General features: G+C 64.0%; 24 protein-coding genes, 1 tRNA gene and 5 pseudogenes. 17 read left to right on the top strand and 13 right to left on the bottom strand.

The window, feature by feature from the left end; genetic code table 11:
- The 4 genes and pseudogenes from G3436_RS02785 to G3436_RS26960 all read right to left on the bottom strand — a co-directional run.
- Positions 1-133, bottom strand: a pseudogene (locus G3436_RS02785) (serine/threonine protein kinase); the annotation flags it as partial.
- A gap of 110 nt (positions 134-243) precedes the next feature.
- Positions 244-1,149: an alpha/beta fold hydrolase gene (locus G3436_RS02780; RefSeq protein WP_163941030.1), complete on the bottom strand. Its 906-nt coding sequence runs from the start codon at positions 1,147-1,149 to the stop codon at positions 244-246.
- Between the two features lie 192 nt (positions 1,150-1,341).
- Positions 1,342-1,452: pseudogene (locus tag G3436_RS29190) on the bottom strand (LrgB family protein); the annotation flags it as partial.
- On the bottom strand, positions 1,401-1,808 hold the full coding sequence (locus tag G3436_RS26960) for a CidA/LrgA family protein (RefSeq protein ID WP_243666992.1): 408 nt from the start codon (positions 1,806-1,808) through the stop codon (positions 1,401-1,403). The gene G3436_RS26960 and the pseudogene G3436_RS29190, both read right to left, overlap by 52 nt.
- Before the next feature lie 96 nt (positions 1,809-1,904).
- Here G3436_RS26960 and G3436_RS02770 point away from each other — a divergent pair, with 96 nt between their 5' ends.
- A complete protein-coding gene (locus G3436_RS02770; RefSeq protein WP_163941026.1) occupies positions 1,905-2,792 on the top strand; it encodes a LysR family transcriptional regulator in 888 nt (295 codons plus the stop codon).
- Here G3436_RS02770 and G3436_RS02765 read toward each other — a convergent pair whose 3' ends face one another.
- A complete protein-coding gene (locus tag G3436_RS02765) occupies positions 2,793-3,248 on the bottom strand; it encodes a flavodoxin (protein WP_163941023.1) in 456 nt (151 codons plus the stop codon).
- Between the two features lie 139 nt (positions 3,249-3,387).
- Here G3436_RS02765 and G3436_RS02760 point away from each other — a divergent pair, with 139 nt between their 5' ends.
- Both G3436_RS02760 and G3436_RS02755 read left to right on the top strand, forming a co-directional pair.
- Positions 3,388-3,846 (top strand): PAS domain-containing protein, encoded by a 459-nt coding sequence (locus tag G3436_RS02760; protein WP_163941020.1) that lies wholly within the window; start codon positions 3,388-3,390, stop codon positions 3,844-3,846.
- A 71-nt stretch (positions 3,847-3,917) separates the two neighbouring features.
- Complete coding sequence (locus tag G3436_RS02755; protein ID WP_163941017.1) at positions 3,918-4,526, top strand: PilZ domain-containing protein; 609 nt, start codon at positions 3,918-3,920, stop codon at positions 4,524-4,526.
- 104 nt (positions 4,527-4,630) lie between these two features.
- Here the strand turns inward: G3436_RS02755 and G3436_RS02750 are convergent, their stop codons facing one another.
- Positions 4,631-5,578 (bottom strand): MerR family transcriptional regulator, encoded by a 948-nt coding sequence (locus tag G3436_RS02750; protein WP_163941014.1) that lies wholly within the window; start codon positions 5,576-5,578, stop codon positions 4,631-4,633.
- Positions 5,579-5,808: 230 nt separating this feature from the next.
- On the opposite strand from G3436_RS02750, the gene G3436_RS02745 reads away from it, so the two are divergent.
- The 4 genes and pseudogenes from G3436_RS02745 (at position 5,809) to G3436_RS02730 (ending at position 7,823) form a co-directional block, all read left to right on the top strand.
- Complete coding sequence (locus G3436_RS02745) at positions 5,809-6,381, top strand: putative antibiotic biosynthesis monooxygenase (RefSeq protein ID WP_163941012.1); 573 nt, start codon at positions 5,809-5,811, stop codon at positions 6,379-6,381.
- Positions 6,382-6,468: 87 nt separating this feature from the next.
- Positions 6,469-7,167: a dihydromonapterin reductase gene (folM, locus tag G3436_RS02740; protein WP_163941009.1), complete on the top strand. Its 699-nt coding sequence runs from the start codon at positions 6,469-6,471 to the stop codon at positions 7,165-7,167.
- A 26-nt stretch (positions 7,168-7,193) separates the two neighbouring features.
- Positions 7,194-7,481 (top strand): annotated as a pseudogene (locus G3436_RS02735) (DUF1244 domain-containing protein); the annotation flags it as partial.
- The gene (locus G3436_RS02730) at positions 7,482-7,823 is read left to right on the top strand and encodes a HopJ type III effector protein (RefSeq protein WP_163941036.1); all 342 of its coding nucleotides are present in this window, start codon (positions 7,482-7,484) and stop codon (positions 7,821-7,823) included.
- A gap of 45 nt (positions 7,824-7,868) precedes the next feature.
- On the opposite strand, the gene G3436_RS02725 is transcribed toward G3436_RS02730, so the two are convergent.
- Together G3436_RS02725 and G3436_RS02720 are read right to left on the bottom strand one after the other, a co-directional pair.
- Positions 7,869-8,801, bottom strand: a complete 933-nt coding sequence (locus G3436_RS02725; RefSeq protein WP_163941006.1) for an alpha/beta hydrolase family protein — start codon at positions 8,799-8,801, stop codon at positions 7,869-7,871.
- A 17-nt stretch (positions 8,802-8,818) separates the two neighbouring features.
- A complete protein-coding gene (locus tag G3436_RS02720) occupies positions 8,819-9,379 on the bottom strand; it encodes a nucleotidyltransferase family protein (RefSeq protein ID WP_163941003.1) in 561 nt (186 codons plus the stop codon).
- Between the two features lie 162 nt (positions 9,380-9,541).
- Here G3436_RS02720 and G3436_RS02715 point away from each other — a divergent pair, with 162 nt between their 5' ends.
- The 8 genes from G3436_RS02715 (at position 9,542) to G3436_RS02685 (ending at position 15,972) form a co-directional block, all read left to right on the top strand.
- Positions 9,542-9,883, top strand: a complete 342-nt coding sequence (locus G3436_RS02715) for a DUF5713 family protein (RefSeq protein ID WP_163941000.1) — start codon at positions 9,542-9,544, stop codon at positions 9,881-9,883.
- A 325-nt stretch (positions 9,884-10,208) separates the two neighbouring features.
- Entirely contained in the window at positions 10,209-10,724 is a 516-nt protein-coding gene (locus G3436_RS02710; protein ID WP_163940998.1) for a sigma-70 family RNA polymerase sigma factor, read from the top strand.
- Positions 10,725-10,792: 68 nt separating this feature from the next.
- Complete coding sequence (locus G3436_RS02705; RefSeq protein WP_338001193.1) at positions 10,793-11,689, top strand: FecR domain-containing protein; 897 nt, start codon at positions 10,793-10,795, stop codon at positions 11,687-11,689.
- A gap of 119 nt (positions 11,690-11,808) precedes the next feature.
- Entirely contained in the window at positions 11,809-12,150 is a 342-nt protein-coding gene (locus tag G3436_RS27250) for a hypothetical protein (protein WP_243666991.1), read from the top strand.
- Positions 12,075-14,246 (top strand): TonB-dependent siderophore receptor, encoded by a 2,172-nt coding sequence (locus tag G3436_RS02700; RefSeq protein ID WP_338001192.1) that lies wholly within the window; start codon positions 12,075-12,077, stop codon positions 14,244-14,246. Before G3436_RS27250 ends, G3436_RS02700 begins: the two co-directional genes overlap by 76 nt.
- 126 nt (positions 14,247-14,372) lie before the next feature.
- Positions 14,373-14,693, top strand: a complete 321-nt coding sequence (locus G3436_RS02695; RefSeq protein ID WP_163940995.1) for a hypothetical protein — start codon at positions 14,373-14,375, stop codon at positions 14,691-14,693.
- A 189-nt stretch (positions 14,694-14,882) separates the two neighbouring features.
- Positions 14,883-15,440: a histidine phosphatase family protein gene (locus tag G3436_RS02690; RefSeq protein WP_163940992.1), complete on the top strand. Its 558-nt coding sequence runs from the start codon at positions 14,883-14,885 to the stop codon at positions 15,438-15,440.
- Between the two features lie 106 nt (positions 15,441-15,546).
- The gene (locus G3436_RS02685; RefSeq protein WP_163940990.1) at positions 15,547-15,972 is read left to right on the top strand and encodes a hypothetical protein; all 426 of its coding nucleotides are present in this window, start codon (positions 15,547-15,549) and stop codon (positions 15,970-15,972) included.
- 64 nt (positions 15,973-16,036) lie between these two features.
- Here the strand turns inward: G3436_RS02685 and G3436_RS02680 are convergent.
- From G3436_RS02680 to G3436_RS02670, 3 genes and pseudogenes are all read right to left on the bottom strand, one after another.
- A pseudogene (locus G3436_RS02680) lies at positions 16,037-16,506 on the bottom strand (arsenate reductase ArsC).
- 14 nt (positions 16,507-16,520) lie between these two features.
- Positions 16,521-17,803 (bottom strand): annotated as a pseudogene (locus G3436_RS02675) (arsenic transporter).
- Positions 17,804-17,832: 29 nt separating this feature from the next.
- Positions 17,833-18,189, bottom strand: coding sequence for a metalloregulator ArsR/SmtB family transcription factor (locus G3436_RS02670; RefSeq protein ID WP_163940987.1), 357 nt, complete (start codon positions 18,187-18,189; stop codon positions 17,833-17,835).
- Between the two features lie 23 nt (positions 18,190-18,212).
- Between G3436_RS02670 and G3436_RS27245 the strand changes: the two genes are divergently transcribed.
- Positions 18,213-18,584, top strand: coding sequence for a hypothetical protein (locus G3436_RS27245; protein WP_243666990.1), 372 nt, complete (start codon positions 18,213-18,215; stop codon positions 18,582-18,584).
- Positions 18,585-18,713: 129 nt separating this feature from the next.
- Here the strand turns inward: G3436_RS27245 and G3436_RS02660 are convergent.
- Together G3436_RS02660 and G3436_RS02655 are read right to left on the bottom strand one after the other, a co-directional pair.
- Positions 18,714-18,789 (bottom strand) — tRNA-Thr (locus G3436_RS02660).
- Positions 18,790-18,845: 56 nt separating this feature from the next.
- Positions 18,846-19,274, bottom strand: a complete 429-nt coding sequence (locus G3436_RS02655) for a pilin (RefSeq protein WP_163940984.1) — start codon at positions 19,272-19,274, stop codon at positions 18,846-18,848.
- 219 nt (positions 19,275-19,493) lie between these two features.
- On the opposite strand from G3436_RS02655, the gene G3436_RS02650 reads away from it, so the two are divergent.
- Positions 19,494-20,702: a type II secretion system F family protein gene (locus tag G3436_RS02650; RefSeq protein ID WP_163940981.1), complete on the top strand. Its 1,209-nt coding sequence runs from the start codon at positions 19,494-19,496 to the stop codon at positions 20,700-20,702.

Raw genomic sequence — 20,702 nt, 5'->3', positions numbered from 1 at the left:
CCGAGCCGCCCAGATCGTTCACCAGCACCTTGGCCCCATGGCGTGCAAACAGCAGTGCATGGGCCTGGCCCAGGCCCCCGCCCGCCCCCGTGACGATCACAACTTTTTCATCCAGGCGTATCGCTTCGGTCATCACCGTTCTCCAGCTGGGCAAGGGACAAGGCAGGCAGTGTCAGCCAGCGCCCAGCCCCGGACAATCAACCGGGCGGACGCTGAATGGCAGGCAATAAGAAAGCGCGATACTCAGGACCAGGCGACTTTGCGCGCCAGGCCCGGCAAGGGTTGCTGACGGAACGCCAGGTAGTGGCGCAGCACCTGTACCGGTGCTTCGGTATGCGGGTAATGGCCGATGCCCTGCAAGGTCACGGTATCGGGGTCGGGCACCAGCTCGTGGTAGCGCGCCACCACATGCGCGCCCGACACCGGGTCGACCGCACCGTTGATCAGCCGCAGCGGCACGCTGCCCTGCTGCAGGGCACTCACCCAGCGCTCGCGCCGGGCGATGCGCTCGGGCACATAGGCAGCCAACTTGTGCAGGATGCGGTTGCCGCGGTTGGACGCGATCAGGCTCCAACAGTCATCCAGCGCGCTTTCGCTGGGGTGCGTGCACGGCCCGTAGATCTGGGTGACGTTCCTGACCAGATCGTCGCGCCCGAACGAACGCGCCACCAGCCAGCCCAGCGGGCTGAGCAGCAGTTTCTGCACCAGCAAGGCGCGGTGACACTCCGGAAACAGCGCGGCATTGAGAAACGCGCAGCTGGCCACCTGGGCACGCCCTTCATGGTGGCGCGCCAGCAACTCCTGGGCGACCGTGGCACCGTAGTCATGCCCGAGCAAATGCACCGGGTCGCGCACCCCGAGGTGCTCCAGCAATGCCTGCTGCAGATCGGCCTGCTCCAGCAGGCTGTAATCATGGCGCAACGGCTTGGACGAATCGCCAAAGCCGAGCATGTCGCAGGCAATCAGGCGAAAGCGCTGCGCCAGCGGCTGCCACAGGTAATGCCAATCCCAACTGGCGGTGGGAAACCCGTGAAGTAGCAGCAGTGGCTCTCCTTGCCCTGCGGCCCAGTAACGGATGGTCTGGTGGCGGAAGGTGAAACTGCGACCGCGGGTACGCCAGACACTCAAGGGAATCTCGGCGAGTGGCATCACACGGGTCCTGATTGGAGGATGTAACTACGGTTGGGCAACGCTTCGTCGGGCAAGGCATTGGCTGCGGTCATTGCAATCACCTCGGCACATTCGTGTGCTCTACTGCCCAACAGTCTAGTGGCCAGCATCGCCGTGCGGGGTTGCATTGGCAGCCAGCTTATTGGCCCATCGGGTCAAGGCGAAAAATAGTCACAGCAGATGACGTAACAGTGGCGCCACGAACAGGTTGAGAATCCCGCTGAGCACCATCACCAGGCCCGCCACAGAGCCTTCCTCGCCGCCCACTTCCTGCGCGCGGCTGACCCCGGCGCCATGCGCCCCCACCCCGAACAGCGCGCCCCGCGCCAGCGCGTACGCAACGGCAGGTATTTGAGCAGCACCCCGCCCAGCAAGGGGCCGTAGTCGAGCAGGCTCATCAGTGCGGGGATGAAGAACAGCAGCATCTCGGCCATCAGCAACCCCGCGCCCGCCTGCAAGGTGGCCGGCTTGACCCAGCCGCTGGCGAATACCAGCAACAGCAGTGCCATGCCGATCACCCCGCCCGGTAGCGGCCAGTGCAGCCAGGCGCAGAGTTGACTGCCCATGAGGTAGAGCGCCAGCAGCACGCCCAGTTCAGCCACCAGGCGTACCGCGTGTTTCAGGGATAAAGAAGTCATCACAGCGTTCCTCCAGGGCGCTGAGTCTAAAATTGCGCTGCCCATGCAAAAAGCGAATTGTTAGACTTGATGGCATTCCAAAATGGAATCCGTACGATGGAATTCAAACAGCTGCGCAGTTTTGTCGAAGTGGTTCATCGGGGCGGCTTTACCCAGGCCGCGCATACCTTGCACATCAGCCAGTCGGCCGTCAGCAAGCAGGTGGCCCAGCTTGAGCAGGACCTGGGCCTGGCCTTGCTCGACCGCCATGGCTCGCAGTTGCACCTGACCGATGCCGGGCGGATCGTGCTGGAGCGCGGCGAAGCCATGCTGCGCCTGCGTCAGGCGCTGTACAACGAACTCGACGACCTCGGCCAGCTGGGCCGCGGGGAACTGCGCCTGGGCCTGCCGCTGCTGGGCAGCGATGCGCTGTTTGCCGGACTGTTCGCCGAGTACCGCCGACGCTACCCCAACATCACCGTGCAGTTGCTCGAAGGCGGCAGCCGACATGTGGAACAGGCGGTATTGAGTGGCGAGCTGGAACTGGGCGGCAGCCTGACGCCAACCACTCCCGGCTTCGCGTGTCAGCCGTTCTGCAACGAGCCGCTGGATGCCCTGCTGCCGGCAGCGCACCCGTTGGCCGGTGCGGCAAGCCTGAGCCTGGGGCAACTGGCCGATACGCCGTTTCTGCTGTACCAGCGCAGCTTCGTGCTCAATGACCGACTGCTCAGCGCTTGCCAGGCGTATGGCTTTACCCCCAGGGAAGGTGGGCGCAGCGGCCAGGCAGACTTTCTCGCGGCACTGGTGGCCGCCGGCCAGGGCGTGGTGTTGCTGCCACGGGTGGTGGCGCGGGGCCTGGAGCGGCCCGGCGTGGTGCGCGTGACGCTGAGCGAACCCAGCGACCTGCGCTGGGACATCGCCTTCATCTGGCGCCAGGGCGCCTACCTGTCACGGGCTGCCCGGGCCTGGCTGGAGTTGCTGCGCGAGCACGCCCAGCCGGGCTGATCAGCCGCGCAACTGGCCGGCAAACGCGGCAATCCAGGGCTCGGCATCGACCTCGGGGGTGACCGTTTCACTGGCATCCAGGCGCAGCATGGGCTGAACCTCGACCAGGCCGAGTTCTGCAAACAGTTCACGCAGTTGCTCACCGCCGCCGCAGTAGGTGTCGCCGTAGCTGGAATCGCCCAGGCCGATCACTGCGCCCGGCAAGCCACGCCAGGCGGCCGGCAGCACGTCGCGGATTTCGCTGAACAGCGGCGCCAGGTTGTCGGGCAGCTCGCCCATGCCAGTGGTCGAGGTGACCGCCAGAAACGCCTGCGGGGCGAAGTCCAGAATGTCCTGCAGGCGGGCCCGCTTGAAGTGCCTGGCTTCAAGGTCTGCGTTGTTGAGCCGTGACTCGGCATGTCGAGCGACTTCTTCGGCGGTGCCGTAGACCGAGCCGCAAAGGATGGCAACTTTCATAGCAAATCCCGGAACAGAGTAAAAGCGCAGGATACTAACACCGCACACTGGCAAAAGGCCGCAGGCGTGGATGCCGCCTGCCGTTCAATGCACTAGAATCGATGGACTGCGCGCGCCCACTCATTTTCGGTCCAAGTCGATGATCAATGCCAAACTGCTGCACCGTATGATTGATGCTTCCAACGACGGGATCGTGGTGGCGGAACAGGAAGGCGATGACGACACCATCCTGATCTATGTGAACCCGGCATTCGAACGCCTGACCGGCTACTCGGCCAACGACATCCTGTACCGCGATTGCCGTTTCCTGCAGGGCGGAGCGCGCGACCAGCCGGCGCGCGCGCGCATTCGCGAGGCGATCCGCAACGGCCAGCCGTGCCGTGAAGTGCTGCTCAACTACCGCAAGGACGGCACCACGTTCTGGAACGAACTGTCGATTACCCCGGTGTACAACGAGGGTGACCAGCTCAAGTACTTCATCGGTATCCAGAAGGACGTGAGCCAGCAGGTGGCCGCGGCCGAGCGCGTGGCGCAGCTTGAAGCGCAACTGGCCGAGGCCCGCGCGCGCATCGAGGCGCTCGAATCCGACGAACGGTAATAACTAACGCGCCAATCCGCTGTCCATCACCCTGAAGAAACGATTCCCGATTGAAACCATCGAGTTCGACCATGCAATCAACTGCCTTGCTGACTCAGGATGAACTGGACTTCATCCAGAGCATGCACCGTTCGCCCCAGCTGAACCTGGCGGACGCCACTTCGAGCCTGCGCCTGGACGGCGGCAGCGACGTGCAGCAGCTGCTGACACGCCTGATCGCCCACGAGCAGGTGACGTTGCAGGCGCAGTTCGAGAACCAGCAGATGAGTTTTCCGCTGCAACTGGTCGAGGATGAGTTCCATGCGGTACGCCTTCAGCTGGGCGCGCCGAGCATCTATGAAGACGGGCCGATGATGCGCCCATGGCGCCTGAACCTCGACACGCCGGTGGCGCTGGACGACGAGCTGGGGCTGAGCACCGACCTGCGGGTACGCGAGATTTCGTTCAAGGGTGTGCTGCTGGAGGTGCCAACCGAGCGCAAGCCGCCCAAGACCTTCAGCCTGTGGTTCAGCCCAGGTGCCGATGCACCGATCAACCTGCAGGGTACGTTGCAGCGCCAGACGGCCGACGGGTTGGCCGCGTATCGGCTGAGCCAGCACCAGCCGCAGGAGATCGAGCGGCTGCGCCAGTACATCCTGCGCCAGCATCGGTTGGCACACCCGGAGCTGCATCTGGCCTGATACCGCGGTGTGGCCTTCGCTGGCAAGCCAGCTCCCACAGGGAAGGCGCTGCCCTTAAGATCAGTGATGTACCCGTGGGCGCTGGCTTGCCAGCGAAAGGCCCCTCAGGTGTCCAGATGGCCTGCCAGGTACTGCTGCAAGCGCCGGCGCATCAAGCGCCCTTCACTGCCCAGACACGCCACCTGCGACCCCATCAACCCCTCCTGCGCCAACTCTGCCGCCTCCCCTGCAAACAGTACCGGGCAGTCCACCGCATTGGCCAGGCGGGCCAGGCGCTTGGGCAGGTCTGCAGCCGGCGAGTGATTGGAAAACAGCACCAGCGCATGCGGCGCAATGCGCTCGCACACCAGGCCCAACTCTTCCATCGGCTGGCCCAGCGCAAGCACCTTGATGGCGATTTCACTGCAGCCCAGCGATAGCGCTGCCACCAGCAGTTCCAATTCGCGGCAGTGCCCCGGAATGGCTGCCAGCAGCACGCTCACCTCTTGCTGCTCGCGCGCCAGTTGCAAACGTTGCAACGCCCGCGCACGCAGGAAGCCGTCGAGGAACAGCCACTCGCTCTGCGCGCCAAACACCTCGCTGGGCCCACGCAAGTCGTGCCACACCGGCATGAAAATGTCCTGGAACACCACCAGCAGGGGGTAGCTGGCAAACACCTGGCCATACACCTGCTCAAGGCGCCCCTCGTCAAAGCCCTTGATGGCCTGGCGCACCTGGGCCTGCCACTGCCGCAAATCCGCCTGGCCGGAACCTTCCGGCACGGGTGCCTGTTCCTTGAGGGTACGGGTGCGCGCCAGGATCTTGCCGACCTTGCTCACCGACACGCCGCGCTCGATCCAGCCAAGAATGGCACGCACGTCGTCGATGTCCGAGCGCGAATACAAGCGGTGCCCACTTTCGGTGCGCGTGGGCTGAATCAGCCCATAGCGGCGCTCCCAGGCGCGCAGGGTCACCGGGTTGATACCGGTCAGGCGCGCCACTTCACGGATGGGAAACAGCTCCTCATGGTTGAGGACGTCAGGATTCGGGGAAGCCGAAGTAAGCTCGATCATCGCCGTAAAGACCGTGATTCTGGAGAGATCGGCCATTCTACTCCGCTTCCCCCGGCCCTGCCCAACCGTGATTTTGCGCTGCATCTGTGTGCCAGCACTGACGCGTCAGCCAATTTACGGAATAATCCTTGCTACTCGATACACACATGCGTTGAGCGCCGCCCATCACCCCGGGCAGCGCTCCATGGTCGCGGCTACCCGCTGCGCTCATTTTTGCCAGGAGATACACGATGTCTACCCCTCCGGTTACCTTGATGGTGGCGCGCCGCGTTGCCGATGGCCGCTACGAAGACCTGATCGCCTGGTTGCGCGAAGGCGAACAACTGGCCACCGACTTCCCTGGCTACCTAGGCTCCGGCGTGCTCGCCCCGCCGCCCAACGACGACGAATTCCAGATCATCTTCCGTTTTGCCGATGAGAAAACCCTGCACGCCTGGGAGTTTTCGGCGTCGCGCAGCGCCTGGCTGGCGCGCGGCAATGGGCTGTTCCAGCAACCTCACGAACACCGTGTGAGTGGCATCGACGGCTGGTTCGGCCCCGGCCCGGCACAACGCCCGCCACGCTGGAAACAAGCAGTAGCAATATGGCTGGCGTTCTTTCCGGTGTCGCTGGCATTCAACCTGCTGTTCGGCCATTGGCTGAGCGCACTCGACCTGCTGCCACGCATCCTGCTCAGCACCCTGGGGCTGACGCCGCTGATGGTGTACCTGTTCATCCCGCTGTCGACCCGCTGCCTGGCCAACTGGCTGAGCCCAAAAACACCGCCGCAAGTGGTGGCCGCGCCACCGCTGAGCAGCCGCTGAGGCGAGCCCGCGGGGGCGTGCAACGGCGGCGAGTTCGGGTATGCTGGGGCCTACCCATGCGAATATCTGAAGTTGACCGCCCACCACATGAACAGCCCAATTCTTGTCACCGGGGCCAGCCAGCGAGTCGGTCTCGCGCTGGCCATTCAACTGGCGCAGGCCGGCCATACGGTCGTCAGCGCCAGCCGCAGCCTCCTCGCGCACGCGCCGCATCCAAACATCGTGCAGTTCCAGGCCGACCTGTGCCTGGAACACGACCGCCTGGCCCTGATCGAGCACCTGCGCAGCCACTACGATGGCCTGCGGGCGATCATCCACAACGCTTCGCTGTGGCTGGACGATGACCTGGCCAACCTCAACACCATGTTCAAGCTGCACGTCGAGGCGCCGTACCACCTGAACCTGGCGCTGGGTGAGCAACTGCTCAAGCTCGACAAGTCCGACATCATCCATATCTGTGACGAAACCTCTTCGCGCGGCAGCAAGAGCCATATCGGCTATGCCGCGACCAAGGCCGCCTTGCAGAACATGGTGCTGTCGTTCGCCGAGAAGTACGCCCCCGTGGTACGGGTCAACGCGATTTTGCCCGGTTTGCTGATCCTCAAGGAAAACAGCGACGAGCACTACCGCCAGCAAACCCTGAAGAAAGCCTTGCTGGAATTCGAACCCGGCGCGCAGCCGCTGATCGACGCAGTGATGTTCCTGCTCGACAGCCAGTACAGCACCGGCAGCAACGTGGTCATCAACGGTGGCCGCCATTTGAAGAACCGCATCGCGGCCGACTGAGCCGCGATCCCGTGAAGAGAACGCCCATGACCCCGCAACAGCAACTCGAACTCGAAGCGGCCGCGTTTCGCCGCCTGGTCGATCACCTGCGCCAGCGCAGCGACGTGCAGAACATCGACCTGATGAACCTCTCCGGCTTCTGCCGCAACTGCCTGTCCAAGTGGTACAAGGCAGCGGCCGACGAACGCCAGATCGACGTGAGCCTGGATGACGCGCGCGAAGTGGTCTACGGCATGCCGTACGCGCAGTGGAAATCCCAACACCAGAAAGAAGCCAGCGCCGAGCAGCACGCGGCGTTCGCCAAAGGAAAACCCATGACTGACCTGAACACCCTGCGCACCCGCCTCGACAGTGGCGAGCATGTTTTTGCCGACACCCTGGCATTCATCGCGGACGGCTACACCTACCAGCCACAGGCCTTCAGCAACGGCGGCGTGGAAAACGCCGCCGGGCAGAACGAAGGTTCGTGCAAGACCCTGGGCCTGGCCCTGCTCGAAGGCCTGAGCGATCAGCATGCGCTGCTGGCCTTCGGCGAGCATTACCGTTCGGTGCTGGCCACCCCTGAGGGCAGCGACCACGGCAATATCCGGGCGCTGATGCAGCACGGCCTGGCCGGCGTGAAGTTCGCTGGCGAGCCATTGCAACGCAAAGGCTGAACCCGCGCACGGCGGCAACAGAACGGCCCCTGGTGGGCCGTTTTTTCATGCCTGGATTTCAATCCACTGCCCCGGCGCCTGGCTGGGCACCTGGGCGTCGCGCAGCCAGCCCAGCGCAATCGGCCACAGCTGCGCCTGAAAGCGGCTGTGAAAGAACGCGAAGTGCCCCACGCTGGGCTCGTCGATCTCGTGCGGCGCGATGCGCAGGTGCGTACGCGCACTGGCCGTGAAATAACCGAGCAACCGCTCGATGGCCGCCACGCTGCCAAACGGGTCATCGGTCAGGCTGATGGCGAGGATATCGGCGCGTACCCGGGCAAACCCCAGCGCCCCCAGCTTGCGCCCGCTGGGGCGCTGTTCGTAGGCCGCCGCCGGGGTGACCCAGTCGCGCACCACACCGGCCGGCGTATCCTCCATCCAGCCCAGGCGCTTGCCCGGAAAGTAACCGAACGCGCGGGTCAGCAGCGGCATTGCCAGGTGCCACTTGCACAGTAGTCGCCAGCGGCTGTCGGCCGCGTAGTCACGCCAGTAGGCGAACTGCGCGCCCACCGTGACCAGCCGGCGGACCAGCGGCGCCGACGCCGCCAGCCCTGCCGCGCAGCCACCAAAACTGTGGCCGACCACGTCGATGGGCTGCCCGGGGAATTCACGCTGCGCGCGTGTGAGCATGGCCTGGAAGTCCAGCGCGCCCCAGTCCGACCATGACGCGTCGAAACCGCGCAAGGTGGCGGGGCGCGACTCACCGATACCCCGATAGTCGTAGGTGATCACATCCACGCCATTGGCGTACAGGTAATCGGCGAAGCGCGCGTAGAAACGGCAGCGCACGGCGGTGGCCGCATTGATGATGACCACCGCCCGCGTGGGGTCTTCGATGGCGTGGCGCCAGCTGAAACCGCCCAGGCTGAAACCGTCCGCCGCCACCTCGCGAAACGCCACCGCGACGCTGGGCGCCGGCTGAGTAAAGGCTGTGTTCATCCGGCGCCCCCCTGGTGTCAAGGCTCTGCATGGCGCAGCAAGGGCCAGGCAGCGAGCCAGCCTTTGCTGGCAATGCGCGACTCGTAGACCGCGCGCTTGTCGCTAACGTAGCGCGCCGTAGGGCGCAGCACCAGCGCGAACAGATCATCGAGCCCGAGGGGCGCGCACACTTCGCAGCCATCCGGCGCAGTACGGCGCACGGCCACGGCGGTGGCCGTTTCGGGCCAGTAGCGCATGGCATCGGCGCTATCGCGGTACGGCGCATCGCCGTTGCGGGCATGCATGCGCGCCTGGTTTTTCACCGACCAGTTCACGCTGGGGTCGAGGGTACGCAAGCGTGCCTCCAGCCGCCGATCATGCTCAGCGTCCAGGCAGCCCGAATCGAACCACAGCACGTCTACATCCAGTGACATCGGCGAGTGCGGGCGAGCATGCAGGTGGTCCCATACCCGGTTACGCACAAACCCCGCGCCCACCCAGCAGTCGGGCAGTTGCAACCCGGCCACCTGGGCCAGCACCTGCCAGCGTGCAGTGTCGGTACGCAGCAGATGCTGGAGGGTGTGGGTGAGTGTCGTCATCGGTTGGCGCCCTGCAGGTTGCGCTGGAAATGGCCGGCGTGCAGCAGAGTATGCCCTGTGCGCAGGGTTCGGTGCTGGCCCACGGGCGCTGGCGGTGTGTCGTGGGCCAGCGCCGATGGTAATCTCACGCCCGAACACACCACCTCATCCGCAAGGAGCATCATGAGCCTGACCAATCAAACCCTGGCCAACTACCCCTTCCTCAAGGAAATGATCGAGGACGACTACTTCCCGAATGCCATCGTGCACAAGTGCCAGCACGTACTGATTGAACTGTGCCGCGCGATCGAGCAACAGCAGCCTGCCGACCTGCAGGCACTCTACGCGCTGACCCATGCAGCCACCGAAGCGTTCAATGTGCTGGGCGAAGAGTTCGAGGACAACGGCAGCGAAATCGAAACCGCCGCCCGTGATGCCATCGCCGTGGACTTCATGCACATCGCCACGGCATACGGGTTTGAGGATGCCGACATCGAGGAGCTGGTGGCACCGCGGGCGTGGTAGCCCGCTAGCGGCGCTTTCGTCCGTCGCGGCAGGCGTGAACGCCTGCGGCGGCTGCCGCGAGGGGGCTGACTAGGGCCTGAGAAGCGCTGCGCTCATTTCATCGAATGCCGTCGCTGTCGCACACGGCCCATGCCGGGCGCTCCGGATGGCCTCGCCACTGGCGCTGATACCTTCACTTCAACCACCACAATCATCGTTGTGACCACGCCCTGAAGTGCGCCGGCATTGTACGTGCAACACCAGTGTGCACACTGCCATTCCCATTCCCCTCGCCGCTCCGTACAATCGCGAAAAATTCCTATTCGCACTCTTCCTTGGAGGCGCAATGTCATCGGGATCCGATTCGGCGGGCCATGCAGAGTTCGAAGCGCTCTACCGGCACCACCATGGGTGGCTGCATAGCTGGTTGCGCCAGCGCCTGAACAGCTACGCCGATGCCGCCGACCTTGCCCAGGATACGTTCGTGCGCGTGCTGCTGGCGCGCACGGCGCAGACGGTACGCCAGCCGCGCCACTACCTGAGCACCATTGCGCGCGGGCTGGTGATCGACCTGTATCGCCGCCGCGCCCTGGAGCAGGCGTACAAGGAGGCGTTGGCGCTGATTCCCGAACATCTGCAGCCCTCGCCCGAAGACCAGGCACTGCTGTTTGAAGAACTGCTTGAAATCGACCGGCTGCTCGACGGCATGGGCGCCAAGGTAAAACGCACGTTCCTGCTGGCCCAGCTCGACGGCCTGACCTATGCGCAGATCGCCGAGCGGCTGGGCATCAGTGTACGCACCGTGAACAACCACATGGCCAAGGCCGTGGAACACTGCTGCCTGATCGTGGCCGGCCTGTGACCCGGCACACCGCCGCGCAGGACGACAGCCGCGCACGGCTGGCCATACGCGCCGCCTCGCAATAGTACGTGCGGCTCAATGGCGAAACCGTCAGCGAGCGTGAGCGCGAGCGCTGGCAGCACTGGCTCGACGCCGACCCGGCCCACCAGCAAGCCTGGCAGCATATTGAGACCATGAGCCGGCAGATGGGCCGCGTCAAAGGTGAACTGGCCTCCAGAACCCTCGGCAACACCGGCCCGTCGCGCCGCCAGGTACTGCGCACATTGATGGTGCTGGCATCGGTCGGCGGCGTGACCGCACTGGGCTGGCGCAGCAACCTGGGCGCGCAGTTGACGGCCGACTATCGCTCGGCAACCGGCGAACGGCGCACCTTCACGCTCGCCGACGGCAGCCAGTTGATGCTCAACACCGCCAGCGCGGTAGACATGCTGTTCGATACCCAGCAACGGTTGCTGAAGCTGCGCACGGGCGAAATCCTGATCAGCACCGCAAGCGACGCGCAGCATCGGCCCTTCTTGGTGGAAACCGCCCACGGGCGGGTGCACGCACTCGGCACCCGGTTCAGCGTGCGTACCGATCAACACGGCAGCGAAGTGGCCGTGCTGGAGAAAGCCGTCGAGCTCAAGGTACCCGGCATCGCCCAGCCCCTGCGCCTTGAAGCCGGGCAGCGCGCACGCTTCACCGCCCACGCCATGCACGGGCCGCACCCCACCGATGCCTCGGCTGCGGCCTGGCAACAGGGCAGCCTGATCGCGATCAACCAGCCACTGGGTGAGTTGATCAGCGAGTTGAGCCGCTATCGCACGGGCTGGCTGCACTGCGACCCGAGTATCGCCAGCCTGAAGGTGTCCGGTGCCTTCCCGGTGGACGATACAGAGCGCGCGCTGAACGCGCTGGCTAAGAGCTTCCCGGTGCAGATCATCCGGCGTACGCGCTACTGGGTAACGGTGGCGCCGCTGGCGTGAGGCGGCGCGCTTGCGGGGCGGCGGTGAAAATAATTGTGAAGGTGTTTCACTATTTCCAACCCTGTTTCGGCTTTGGCTGCATCATGACCCGTTTGGGTCGCCACCACAGGGGAGACATCATGCCGTACCCGCTCATCCGCAGCCGCCTGGCCCTGCACTTGCACCTCGCCATGTTCAGCGCAGCCACGCTGGCGCTGCCGACCGCCCACGCCAGCGACACGCTGGCACCTGCCAATGCAGTGGCAGGCGTGCGCCAGTACGCCATCGCCGCCGGCCCGCTGACCGACGTGCTGAGCCGCTTCGCCAACGCCTCGAATGTGGCCCTGTCGTTCGACGGTACGCCGCTGCAGGGCAGCAATCCGCCGGGCTGCACGGCACCTACTCAGTGGACGGCGGGTTTGCGGCGCTGCTCAACGGCACGGGCCTGCGGGTGCTCAACACCGGTGACAGCTATGTGCTGAGCGCCGCCGTGGACAACGGCGCGATGCTGGAGCTGGGCGCCACCGCCATCAACGGCCAGGGCCTGGCAGCGGTCACCGAGCACAGCGGCGCCTACACCACCGGCGCCACCGCCACGGCCACCCGGCTGCCGCTGTCACTGCGCCAGACGCCGCAATCGGTGTCGGTCATCACCCGCCAGCAGATGAATGACCAGGACCTGGGCTCCATCGCCGAGGTGCTGGGGCAGACCCCTGGCGTGACCGTGATGCATGACGACAGCGAGCGCTACAACTTCTACAGCCGCGGCTTTGCGCTGGACAACTTTCAATACGACGGCGTGCCGACCTCGGACTTCACCACCAACACCAATGGCCTCGGCGTACGCGACATGGCCATCTACGACCGCGTGGACGTGGTGAGGGGCGCGACGGGGCTGATGAGTGGCGTGGGCAGCCCGGCCGGGGTAGTGAACCTGGTGCGCAAGCGCCCCACCACCGAGTTCCAGGGCTATGTGTACGGCAGTGCCGGCACCTGGGATCGCTACCGCACGGAGATGGACCTTGCCGGCCCGCTGTCCGAGAGCGGTGCCGTGCGCGGGCGCGTGGTGGCGGCGCAGCAGGACGAACACTCGTTCATCGACTATTACGCGCAGAACAAGGACGTGCTCTACGCCATCGGCGAAGCCGACCTCACCCCGGACACCACCGTGTACGCCGGCATCGACTACCAGAGGATCAACGCCGACGGCTCCAGCTTCGGCCAGTTGCCGCTGTACACCGCCGAGGGCAAGCGCACCGACTTCAAGCGCTCGACCAACCCTGCCGCCAAATGGACCTATGCCGACAGCCAGAGCACCAAGTACTTCGGCGGCGTGGAGCAGCGTTTCGACAACGACTGGATGCTGCGCATCGAGGCCAGCCACTGGAAAGGCACCACCGACCAGTTGCAGGCCAACCTCGTGGGTTGGGGGCCATTCCCGGACGAGACCACGCGCATGGCCGAGTTGCAGCGCAGCCAGGTGAGCTACACCATCAATTCGGATTCTGTGGACGCCTACGCAACCGGTCCCTTCGCGCTGTTCGGCCGCACCCATGAACTGGTAGCGGGCCTGAACGTGAGCAACCGCCGCTCGGACTACGAGTCGCTGGACGGTGGCAGCCTGAACGTGAACTACGACACCTGGGGCAACAACCCGCCCAAGCCCGAGGCGTTCACCTTCCAGCAGAGCCAGGCCTACAAGATCAAGGAGTCGGGCGGCTATGGCGCCGTGCGTCTCAACCCGCTGGACGACTGGCACGTCATCCTTGGCAGCCGGGTGGTGAACTATGAGCGCGAGGGCACCCTCACCTACGGTTGGCGGCCCAATGACCCGTCGGCTGACAGCGCAAGGAAAACCGGCAAGGTGGTGCCGTATGCCGGCATCGTGCACGACCTGAACGACGTTCATTCGGTGTACGTGAGCTACACCGACATCTTTACCCCGCAATCACTGTTCGACCGCAACGACAACGCGCTGGAGCCGCTGACGGGGCAAAGCTATGAGGCGGGCGTGAAGTCCGAGTACTACGATGGCGCCCTCAACACCAGCGTGGCGGTGTTCACCATCAAGCAAGACAACCTGGGCGTGGATGATGGCGTGCGCAGCGGTGGGCAGTCTGCCTACAAGGCCGTGAGCGGCACGACCACCAAAGGGTTTGAACTGCAGTTGTCGGGCCAGTTGACGCCGGGCTGGCAGATGCTGGCCGGGTTTACGTATGCGCAGCCGCGGGACAAGGATCACAACCGCATCAACACCAACCTGCCAGAGCGCCAGTTCAAACTGTCTACCGCTTACACGCTGGACGGTGCGTTGCGTGACCTGACAGTGGGCGGCAATGTGGTGTGGCAGAGTTCGACCTACAGCGCCATTACCTACCCGATGGACGCGCGCGCCGATGAAGGCAGCTTTGCGGTGGTGGGGTTGATGGCGCGGTATGAGCTGAGCAAGCACCTGAGTGCGTCGCTGAACCTGAACAATGTGTTCGATCGCGAGTATTACGCGGGGTATGGGCTGTACAGCAGCGCGTTTTATGGAGACCCGCGCAACATGACGGTTGGGCTCAAGTATCAGTTCTGAAGTTGTCAGGCCTGGGTACGGGCCTGATGACGGCCGCCAGGGTCAACCCTGGCGGCTGAAGCCAGACAGGGGCTGATAGGTCGGTTACGCTGGGAGCCCCAATCGCACGCCAGCTTGAGCGACGCCATGAACACTTCATTTGACGACTTGATCGACCGAGCGATGTACCTGGGCGTACATCAGGTGGCCTACCCGATCGATATCTTCAGTACTGCGCAGTTGTTGGCCGAGCAGGTATCCGACGATGCAGACTTCGGAAAAATAGTGTCGCTGGTTTCAGACCCCGAGAACCACTTTACGCGGTGGGCCGCCATCCGCGCCATCGTGATACTGGGGCCTGCATCGGTGGCCAACGCTCATGCCGCGCTGAGCGCCCAGTTCGCGCTGGAGGACTACCCGCTTGTTCGCCAGGAGCTGCGCAAGGCGCTGGCTACGACAACAAGCTGAAGCTTGCTGGGGCCATGCCTACGTGGCCAGCGCCTGCAAGTGTCATCGGGCACGGTCTCAAAAACCCTGCGCCCCTGAGTGAAAGGCAGCGAGTCGCTAATTCAAAACTGTGTAAGCTGGGCGACGGCTTGGCCTGCAACGCGACCGGCAAGCACTCACGCAAAAGCACAGCACAAGGACTTGATGACAGTGGCCAAGGAAATCATCTTGATGCGTCATGGCCAGCCAGATATGGCCGTGGCAGGCAGGCTTTCAGCGCGCGACATGAAACGCTGGATCGAGCAATACGAACGGTCCGAAATCGTCGACCAGCCTGCCCCCGAGGACAGTGTGGCGCTGGCCGCGATCGCCAAGGTGATCGCGGCCAGCACTGCACCGCGCGCGCTGACGTCCGTTCGGGCGTTGGGCTTGCAGGCGGTTCTGGTCGACGAGATATTCTGCGAAGCACAGTTGCCCCATGGGCGCTGGACGCTACCGCGCCTTTCGCCGTTTACGTGGGCATTCATTCTGCGGGTGTTATGGCTGTGCGGTTTCTGCGGGCAGGTCGAGTCTGCCCGCACGGCCAGAATGCGGGCCAGTACAGCGGCGCAACGGCTTCAGGCCCTTGCTGGCGAAGGGCCCGTGCTACTGCTGGGCCACGGCATCATGAACCGGATGATCGCCAAGCATCTGGAAGCGGCCGGGTGGGTGCGCCAGCAACGCAGTGGCAGTCGTTACTGGAGCGCAACGGCGTATCGAATGGGGTAACACAGCACGCAGGCCCTGTCGCGCGTTGCACCTTACTTGACCTTCCTGCTCACCGCTTCGAGGCTGCGTCCCTATCATCATGGTTGCTGTTGAGCGAGACGTTTTCATGGATGACGGATTTTGGGGCTTTCACCTGTTCGGCGCGAATTTCGCGAGTGGCGAGGAGGCAGCGCTGTACGCCTTCGAACAATGGGAGCCAGAACCTCCCGAAGCGGCCACCGAAGCGCAATACAGCGCTTGGGAATATCGCAACCCGACTTGGCGCATGGCTGACGAACTTGAGTACCGCATTGATTCTGACTTTGTGGAGCTTGCTGATGCGCTCGACAGCGTGATCTCACAGATGCGCTCCGCTGTAGAGCAGGCTGAGGTGAGCGCCAAGGGCTCGGCGTTTAGTCATTTCATTATGATTGGCACACATTCCTCGGCGATCTGGCACGACCTGCGCGCGCCGTCCTCTCAGGTCAAGCCAGTAACGCGTCTGCCTGAAAGTACTGCCACCCTCACCTACCTGGGCAAGTACAACTGTTGAGTGGTTGCGCCAGCCCCCAAAGGCTCGAAGATGCGAGCCTCGGCATCAAACGCTGCCAGCGGGACTAGAGCGAGCCGATGCGGGCGAGCGCAGCTTTCAGTGCATCCTGGCTCAGTTGCTGAACAGGCAGCGCAAGGAAGGCGCGCACGCGCTCATCGATCTTCGCCAGGGTGGCCTGGAAAGCTGCTTCGATTGCCGCCTCGCTCCCGGTGACCGCCGAAGGATCGGCCAGGCCCCAATGGGCCTTGAGCGACGGACCGAAGAAGATCGGGCAGGCCTCGCCGGCAGCCCGATCGCACACGGTGATGACGATGTCAGGGGGCGTTTTTTCGAAGGCATCCGATGCCTTGCTCGAAAGGCCGGCGGTGGAGATACCGGCGCGGCCAGGGTCTTCAGGGCTCGCTCATTGACCTTGCCACTGGGGAAGCTGCCCGAGCTCACAGCCTGCATCCCCTCGGGGGCCAGGTGATTGAACAGCGCCTCGGACAGGATGCTGCGACAACTGTTGTGGGTGCACATGAACAAGACGTTCATCGATTCTCTCCGGTTCAGACGCTCAGGCGGATGGCCAGGGCGGCCAGGGTGGCAAGCAGGATCGGCAGCGTCAGCACGAGGCCGGTGCGAAAGTAGTAGCCCCAGGTAATGACGATGTTCTTGCGGGCCAGCACATGCAGCCACAGCAAGGTGGCCAGGCTGCCGATAGGGGTGATTTTCGGCCCCAGGTCGCAGCCGATGATGTTGGCGTAGACCATGGCCTGCCTGACCACACCAGTGGCCTCGGCGGAATGGATCGACAGGGCGCCCACCAGCACGGTGGGCATGTTGTTCATGACCGACGACAGGCCAGCGGCCAGCAGCCCGGTGCCGAACGACGCCCCCCACACGCCATGGCCAGCGAACACCTTGAGGATTTGCGCCAGGTAATCGGTGAGGCCGGCGTTACGCAAGCCATAGACCACGAGGTACATGCCGAGCGAGAACACCACGACCTGCCAGGGCGCCTCCTTGAGCACCTTGCGGGTGGAAATCACATGCCCACGGGCGGCGATCAGGTAGAGGATCAGTGCACAGACGGCAGCGATGGCACTGATTGGAACGCCCAGCGGTTCGATGGCGAAGAAACCCACCAGCAACAGCGCCAGCACCCACCCGCCGGCCATGAATGTCGCCTTGTCGCGGATAGCGGATGCAGGGGCCTTCAACGCGTCGAGGTCGTAGGTGCGGGGCAGGTCCTTGCGGAAGAACCAGAGCAGCATCGCCAACGTTGCAGCCACACTGACCAGGTTCACCGGCAGCATGACCGAGGCGTACTCGCTGAAGCCGATGTCGAAGTAGTCGGCAGAGACGATGTTCACCAGGTTGGACACCACCAGCGGCAGGCTCGCGGTATCGGCGATGAACCCTGCGGCCATGACGAATGCCAGTGTCGCCGCCGCAGAAAAGCGCAGGGCCAGCAGCATGGCAATGACGATGGGGGTCAGGATCAGCGCCGCGCCATCGTTGGCGAACAACGCCGATACCGCTGCCCCCAGCAGGATGATGAACGCGAACAGCTTGCGACTGCTACCGTTGCCCCAACGGGCCACATGCAATGCCGCCCACTCGAAGAAGCCCGCCTCATCCAGCAACAGGCTGATGATGATGACGGCGATGAAGGTTGCGGTGGCGTTCCACACGATCTGCCACACCACAGGGATATCGGCGAGGTTAACCACGCCCGCCAGCAGCGCCACGACGCCCCAAGGGCCGCGCTCCAGCCCACGCCCAGGCCTTTGGGCTGCCAGATGACGAGAACGATGGTCACCAGAAAAATCAGCAATGCGATCAGCATGACAACAACTCGATCAGCGAAGGGAAAGGTCAAGCACAGCCGGCGGGGCTCTGTGACCGCTCGCCCATTTCAGCGAGGCGCAGCGCATCGGGGCTCAACCATTCGGTGTTCGAATCAACCGCACTCCTGAGCATTACCTGCACCCATTCCGGCAGGGCCGGGTTCAGGCGGTAATAGACCCATTGCCCCTGGCGCCGGTCCATGAGGATTGCGGCTTCGCGCAGTTGCGCCAAATGCCGGGAAATTTTCGGCTGGCTCAGGCCCAGCGCGCAGGTGAGCTCACACACGCACAGCTCACCTTTACTGGCTATGAGCAGGGTCATGCGGGCTCGGGTTTCGTCGGCCAGGCATTTGAAAACGACGGGGGGTGTGAGGGTTGCCTGCATGTGACCTCCTCAGGAGTGTGTGGGTGGCTCATATCTGGGTTTTCGAATATATGATTATTCGAATATATGGTAAAGCAGATATTAACCTGATGCAGCGGAAGGTGTGGAGAGGCATCTGCTGGGGACCAGCTACGCTAAAGCCTCAAGCAAGGAGTCCTGACATGGCAGATAAATATGTTGGAAAAATCGTTGGCGTTGGCACGGACAATCTGGAATACGTGATCAACATCTACCAGGACGAGATCGTTGAACGCTCTTCAGGCGGCATGGTTCGGCATGAAGGGATAAAGCACTTCGAGGTGCGATCGGGGGGGGCCGTGAAAAGGATTTCGGAAACCGAGTACGAGATCGTGGCTACGGGGGTTAGAGTCACGGTGAGGGATGGCGAAAGCTGAGTGAGCCGGCCTGTGTTCCGGGCGTTTGGCAGGCAGTGGCGCATGGTAGGGGCAGAAACAACAAAACCCGCACTAGGCGGGCTTTGCGGGGCGTTTCCAGAGGGGTATGGACGTCTGGAAACGCTTTTCTGGTGCCGGAGACAGGAATCGAACCTGCGACCTTCGCGTTACGAGTGCGCTGCTCTACCGACTGAGCTACACCGGCGTGGCGACAACGCTACCACTGCCGCCACACTTTCGCAAATCACTGTTTATCAACAGCTATTGCCCACTGCCCGGCTGCGTGGAGGTGCACCCGGCCGGGGCCAGGTCGGCCTCGATGTCGGTGCTGCAGGCCCAGCCAGTAGCCGAGCGGTTCAAGGTGAGGGCCTTGCCCAGCACCGGGGCCGGCGCGTCCACCAATACGCAGGCAATGCTGCCCACGCCGGTAGCCGCCACGCCCGCGGCACTCAAGGTGCAATTGGCGGTGCTCGCCTGCCCACCCAGCACCGCCACATCAGCCACGTCCGCGCCCTGGTTGATGCGCACTTCAAAGGCGGTCTTCAACGCCGAGACTTCCGCCAACCCCGCCGTGGCCTTGGCCCGCGCCTGGTGGTTGGTGTACATCGGCATGGCAATGGTCGCCAGGATGCCGATGATCGCCACCACGATCATCAATTCGATCAACGTAATACCGCGCTGCCCTTTCATGGCCATTTCCCCTCTCACAAAAACTCACAATCGCGGCCCGGGCCCCGCCCGCCGACAAGCGCGCCAGTAGGCCCGAACAGACACCTTTTGTCACCCTGCGCCGGCTTATCCGACCAAGGCGCTCGACTACTCTAGAGGTCGCCGGGCCGCAGTGCCCGCCGCACCCACCCTCAAGCTGTTACCGGGTTTGTGCCCACCTTCCGCCACAAGGATGTAGCGATGAATCTCAAGACAAGGACTTACGCCTGGCACGGCATCGACCGCAGCGGCACCCACGTCAGCGGCCACAGCAGCGGGCAAAGCCCCGCACTGATCAAGGCGCTGCTGCGCAACCGCGGTATCCGGCCCACCCAGGTCCATACCAAGCGCGCCTTTACGCTGCGCCTGCCCGCCACGCTGGGTACACGCGACCTTGCGCAGTTCAGCCGCCAACTGGCCACGCTGTTCAAGGCCGGGATACCGCTGCTGCAAGGGCTGGATATCATTGCCGAGGGCTGCAAGCACCCACAGCTGCGCAGCCTGCTCGCCGCCCTCAAGACGGATATCGCCGCCGGCTGCGGTCTGGCCGATGCGCTGCGCAAGCACCCGCGCCATTTCGACCCGCTGTACTGCAACCTGGTGGCGGTGGGCGAACAGTCCGGGCGCCTGGACTGCCTGCTCGATCAGTTGGCAACCCTGCAGGAAAAGCGTCAGGCCCTGCGCGCACGCCTGAAAAAAGCCATGATCTACCCCGCCCTGGTGCTGCTGGTGGGGCTGGGCGTGGCGTGCCTGTTGCTGCTCAAGGTGGTGCCGCAGTTTCAGGTGATGTTCGCGGGCTTCGGCGCGCAACTGCCGGGGTTTACCCTGCTGGTCATCCAATTGGCCGACTGGCTTGGGCAGCACCTGCTGTTGTTGCTCGGCGGCGCGCTGGGCCTGGGCATTGGCATGCGGCACCTTTACCAGCGCCAGCCCGCCGTGCGCCTGTGGGCACTGCGCACGGGGCTGCAACTGCCGATTGCCGGGCCGCTGATGCAGCACGCCGCGCTGGCGCGCTTTGCGCGCACGCTGGCTACCTCGTTCAGCGCCGGCGTACCACTCACCGAAGCGCTGGGCCCGGTGGCCGCTGCCTGCGGCAATGCGCTGTACGAGCAGGCCGTGCTGCGCCTGCGCCACGACATCGGTAGCGGCCTGTCGCTGAGCAGCGCGCTGCGCAGCAACCAGTTGTTTCCCGTGCTGTGCGTGCAGATGTGCGCCATTGGCGAGACATCCGGCACGCTCGACGATATGCTCGAGAGGATCGCCAGCTACCACGAAACCGCTATCGACCACCTGCTCGACACCCTGGCCAGCTTGCTGGAACCGGTGATCGTGCTGGTGCTTGGGCTGGTGGTGGGAAGCCTGGTGGTCGCCATGTACCTGCCGATCTTCCAGCTGGGCGATGTGATCTGA

The sequence above is a fragment of the Pseudomonas brassicae genome (genome assembly GCF_010671725.1).
GTDB lineage: Bacteria > Pseudomonadota > Gammaproteobacteria > Pseudomonadales > Pseudomonadaceae > Aquipseudomonas > Aquipseudomonas brassicae.
The sequence above is the reverse complement of the archived record's forward strand: the minus strand, read 5'-3'. Positions and strand labels throughout refer to the sequence as shown.

Excerpts from the sequence above, each read along its gene's own strand:
- G3436_RS02780 (WP_163941030.1), bottom strand. The coding sequence starts at position 1,149 with ATGCCACTCGCCGAGATTCCCTTGAGTGTCTGGCGTACCCGCGGTCGC.
- G3436_RS26960 (WP_243666992.1), bottom strand. The coding sequence starts at position 1,808 with ATGACTTCTTTATCCCTGAAACACGCGGTACGCCTGGTGGCTGAACTG.
- G3436_RS02770 (WP_163941026.1), top strand. The coding sequence starts at position 1,905 with ATGGAATTCAAACAGCTGCGCAGTTTTGTCGAAGTGGTTCATCGGGGC.
- G3436_RS02765 (WP_163941023.1), bottom strand. The coding sequence starts at position 3,248 with ATGAAAGTTGCCATCCTTTGCGGCTCGGTCTACGGCACCGCCGAAGAA.
- G3436_RS02760 (WP_163941020.1), top strand. The coding sequence starts at position 3,388 with ATGATCAATGCCAAACTGCTGCACCGTATGATTGATGCTTCCAACGAC.
- G3436_RS02755 (WP_163941017.1), top strand. The coding sequence starts at position 3,918 with ATGCAATCAACTGCCTTGCTGACTCAGGATGAACTGGACTTCATCCAG.
- G3436_RS02750 (WP_163941014.1), bottom strand. The coding sequence starts at position 5,578 with ATGATCGAGCTTACTTCGGCTTCCCCGAATCCTGACGTCCTCAACCAT.
- G3436_RS02745 (WP_163941012.1), top strand. The coding sequence starts at position 5,809 with ATGTCTACCCCTCCGGTTACCTTGATGGTGGCGCGCCGCGTTGCCGAT.
- folM (WP_163941009.1), top strand. The coding sequence starts at position 6,469 with ATGAACAGCCCAATTCTTGTCACCGGGGCCAGCCAGCGAGTCGGTCTC.
- G3436_RS02730 (WP_163941036.1), top strand. The coding sequence starts at position 7,482 with ATGACTGACCTGAACACCCTGCGCACCCGCCTCGACAGTGGCGAGCAT.
- G3436_RS02725 (WP_163941006.1), bottom strand. The coding sequence starts at position 8,801 with ATGAACACAGCCTTTACTCAGCCGGCGCCCAGCGTCGCGGTGGCGTTT.
- G3436_RS02720 (WP_163941003.1), bottom strand. The coding sequence starts at position 9,379 with ATGACGACACTCACCCACACCCTCCAGCATCTGCTGCGTACCGACACT.
- G3436_RS02715 (WP_163941000.1), top strand. The coding sequence starts at position 9,542 with ATGAGCCTGACCAATCAAACCCTGGCCAACTACCCCTTCCTCAAGGAA.
- G3436_RS02710 (WP_163940998.1), top strand. The coding sequence starts at position 10,209 with ATGTCATCGGGATCCGATTCGGCGGGCCATGCAGAGTTCGAAGCGCTC.
- G3436_RS27250 (WP_243666991.1), top strand. The coding sequence starts at position 11,809 with ATGCCGTACCCGCTCATCCGCAGCCGCCTGGCCCTGCACTTGCACCTC.
- G3436_RS02695 (WP_163940995.1), top strand. The coding sequence starts at position 14,373 with ATGAACACTTCATTTGACGACTTGATCGACCGAGCGATGTACCTGGGC.
- G3436_RS02685 (WP_163940990.1), top strand. The coding sequence starts at position 15,547 with ATGGATGACGGATTTTGGGGCTTTCACCTGTTCGGCGCGAATTTCGCG.
- G3436_RS02670 (WP_163940987.1), bottom strand. The coding sequence starts at position 18,189 with ATGCAGGCAACCCTCACACCCCCCGTCGTTTTCAAATGCCTGGCCGAC.
- G3436_RS02655 (WP_163940984.1), bottom strand. The coding sequence starts at position 19,274 with ATGAAAGGGCAGCGCGGTATTACGTTGATCGAATTGATGATCGTGGTG.
- G3436_RS02650 (WP_163940981.1), top strand. The coding sequence starts at position 19,494 with ATGAATCTCAAGACAAGGACTTACGCCTGGCACGGCATCGACCGCAGC.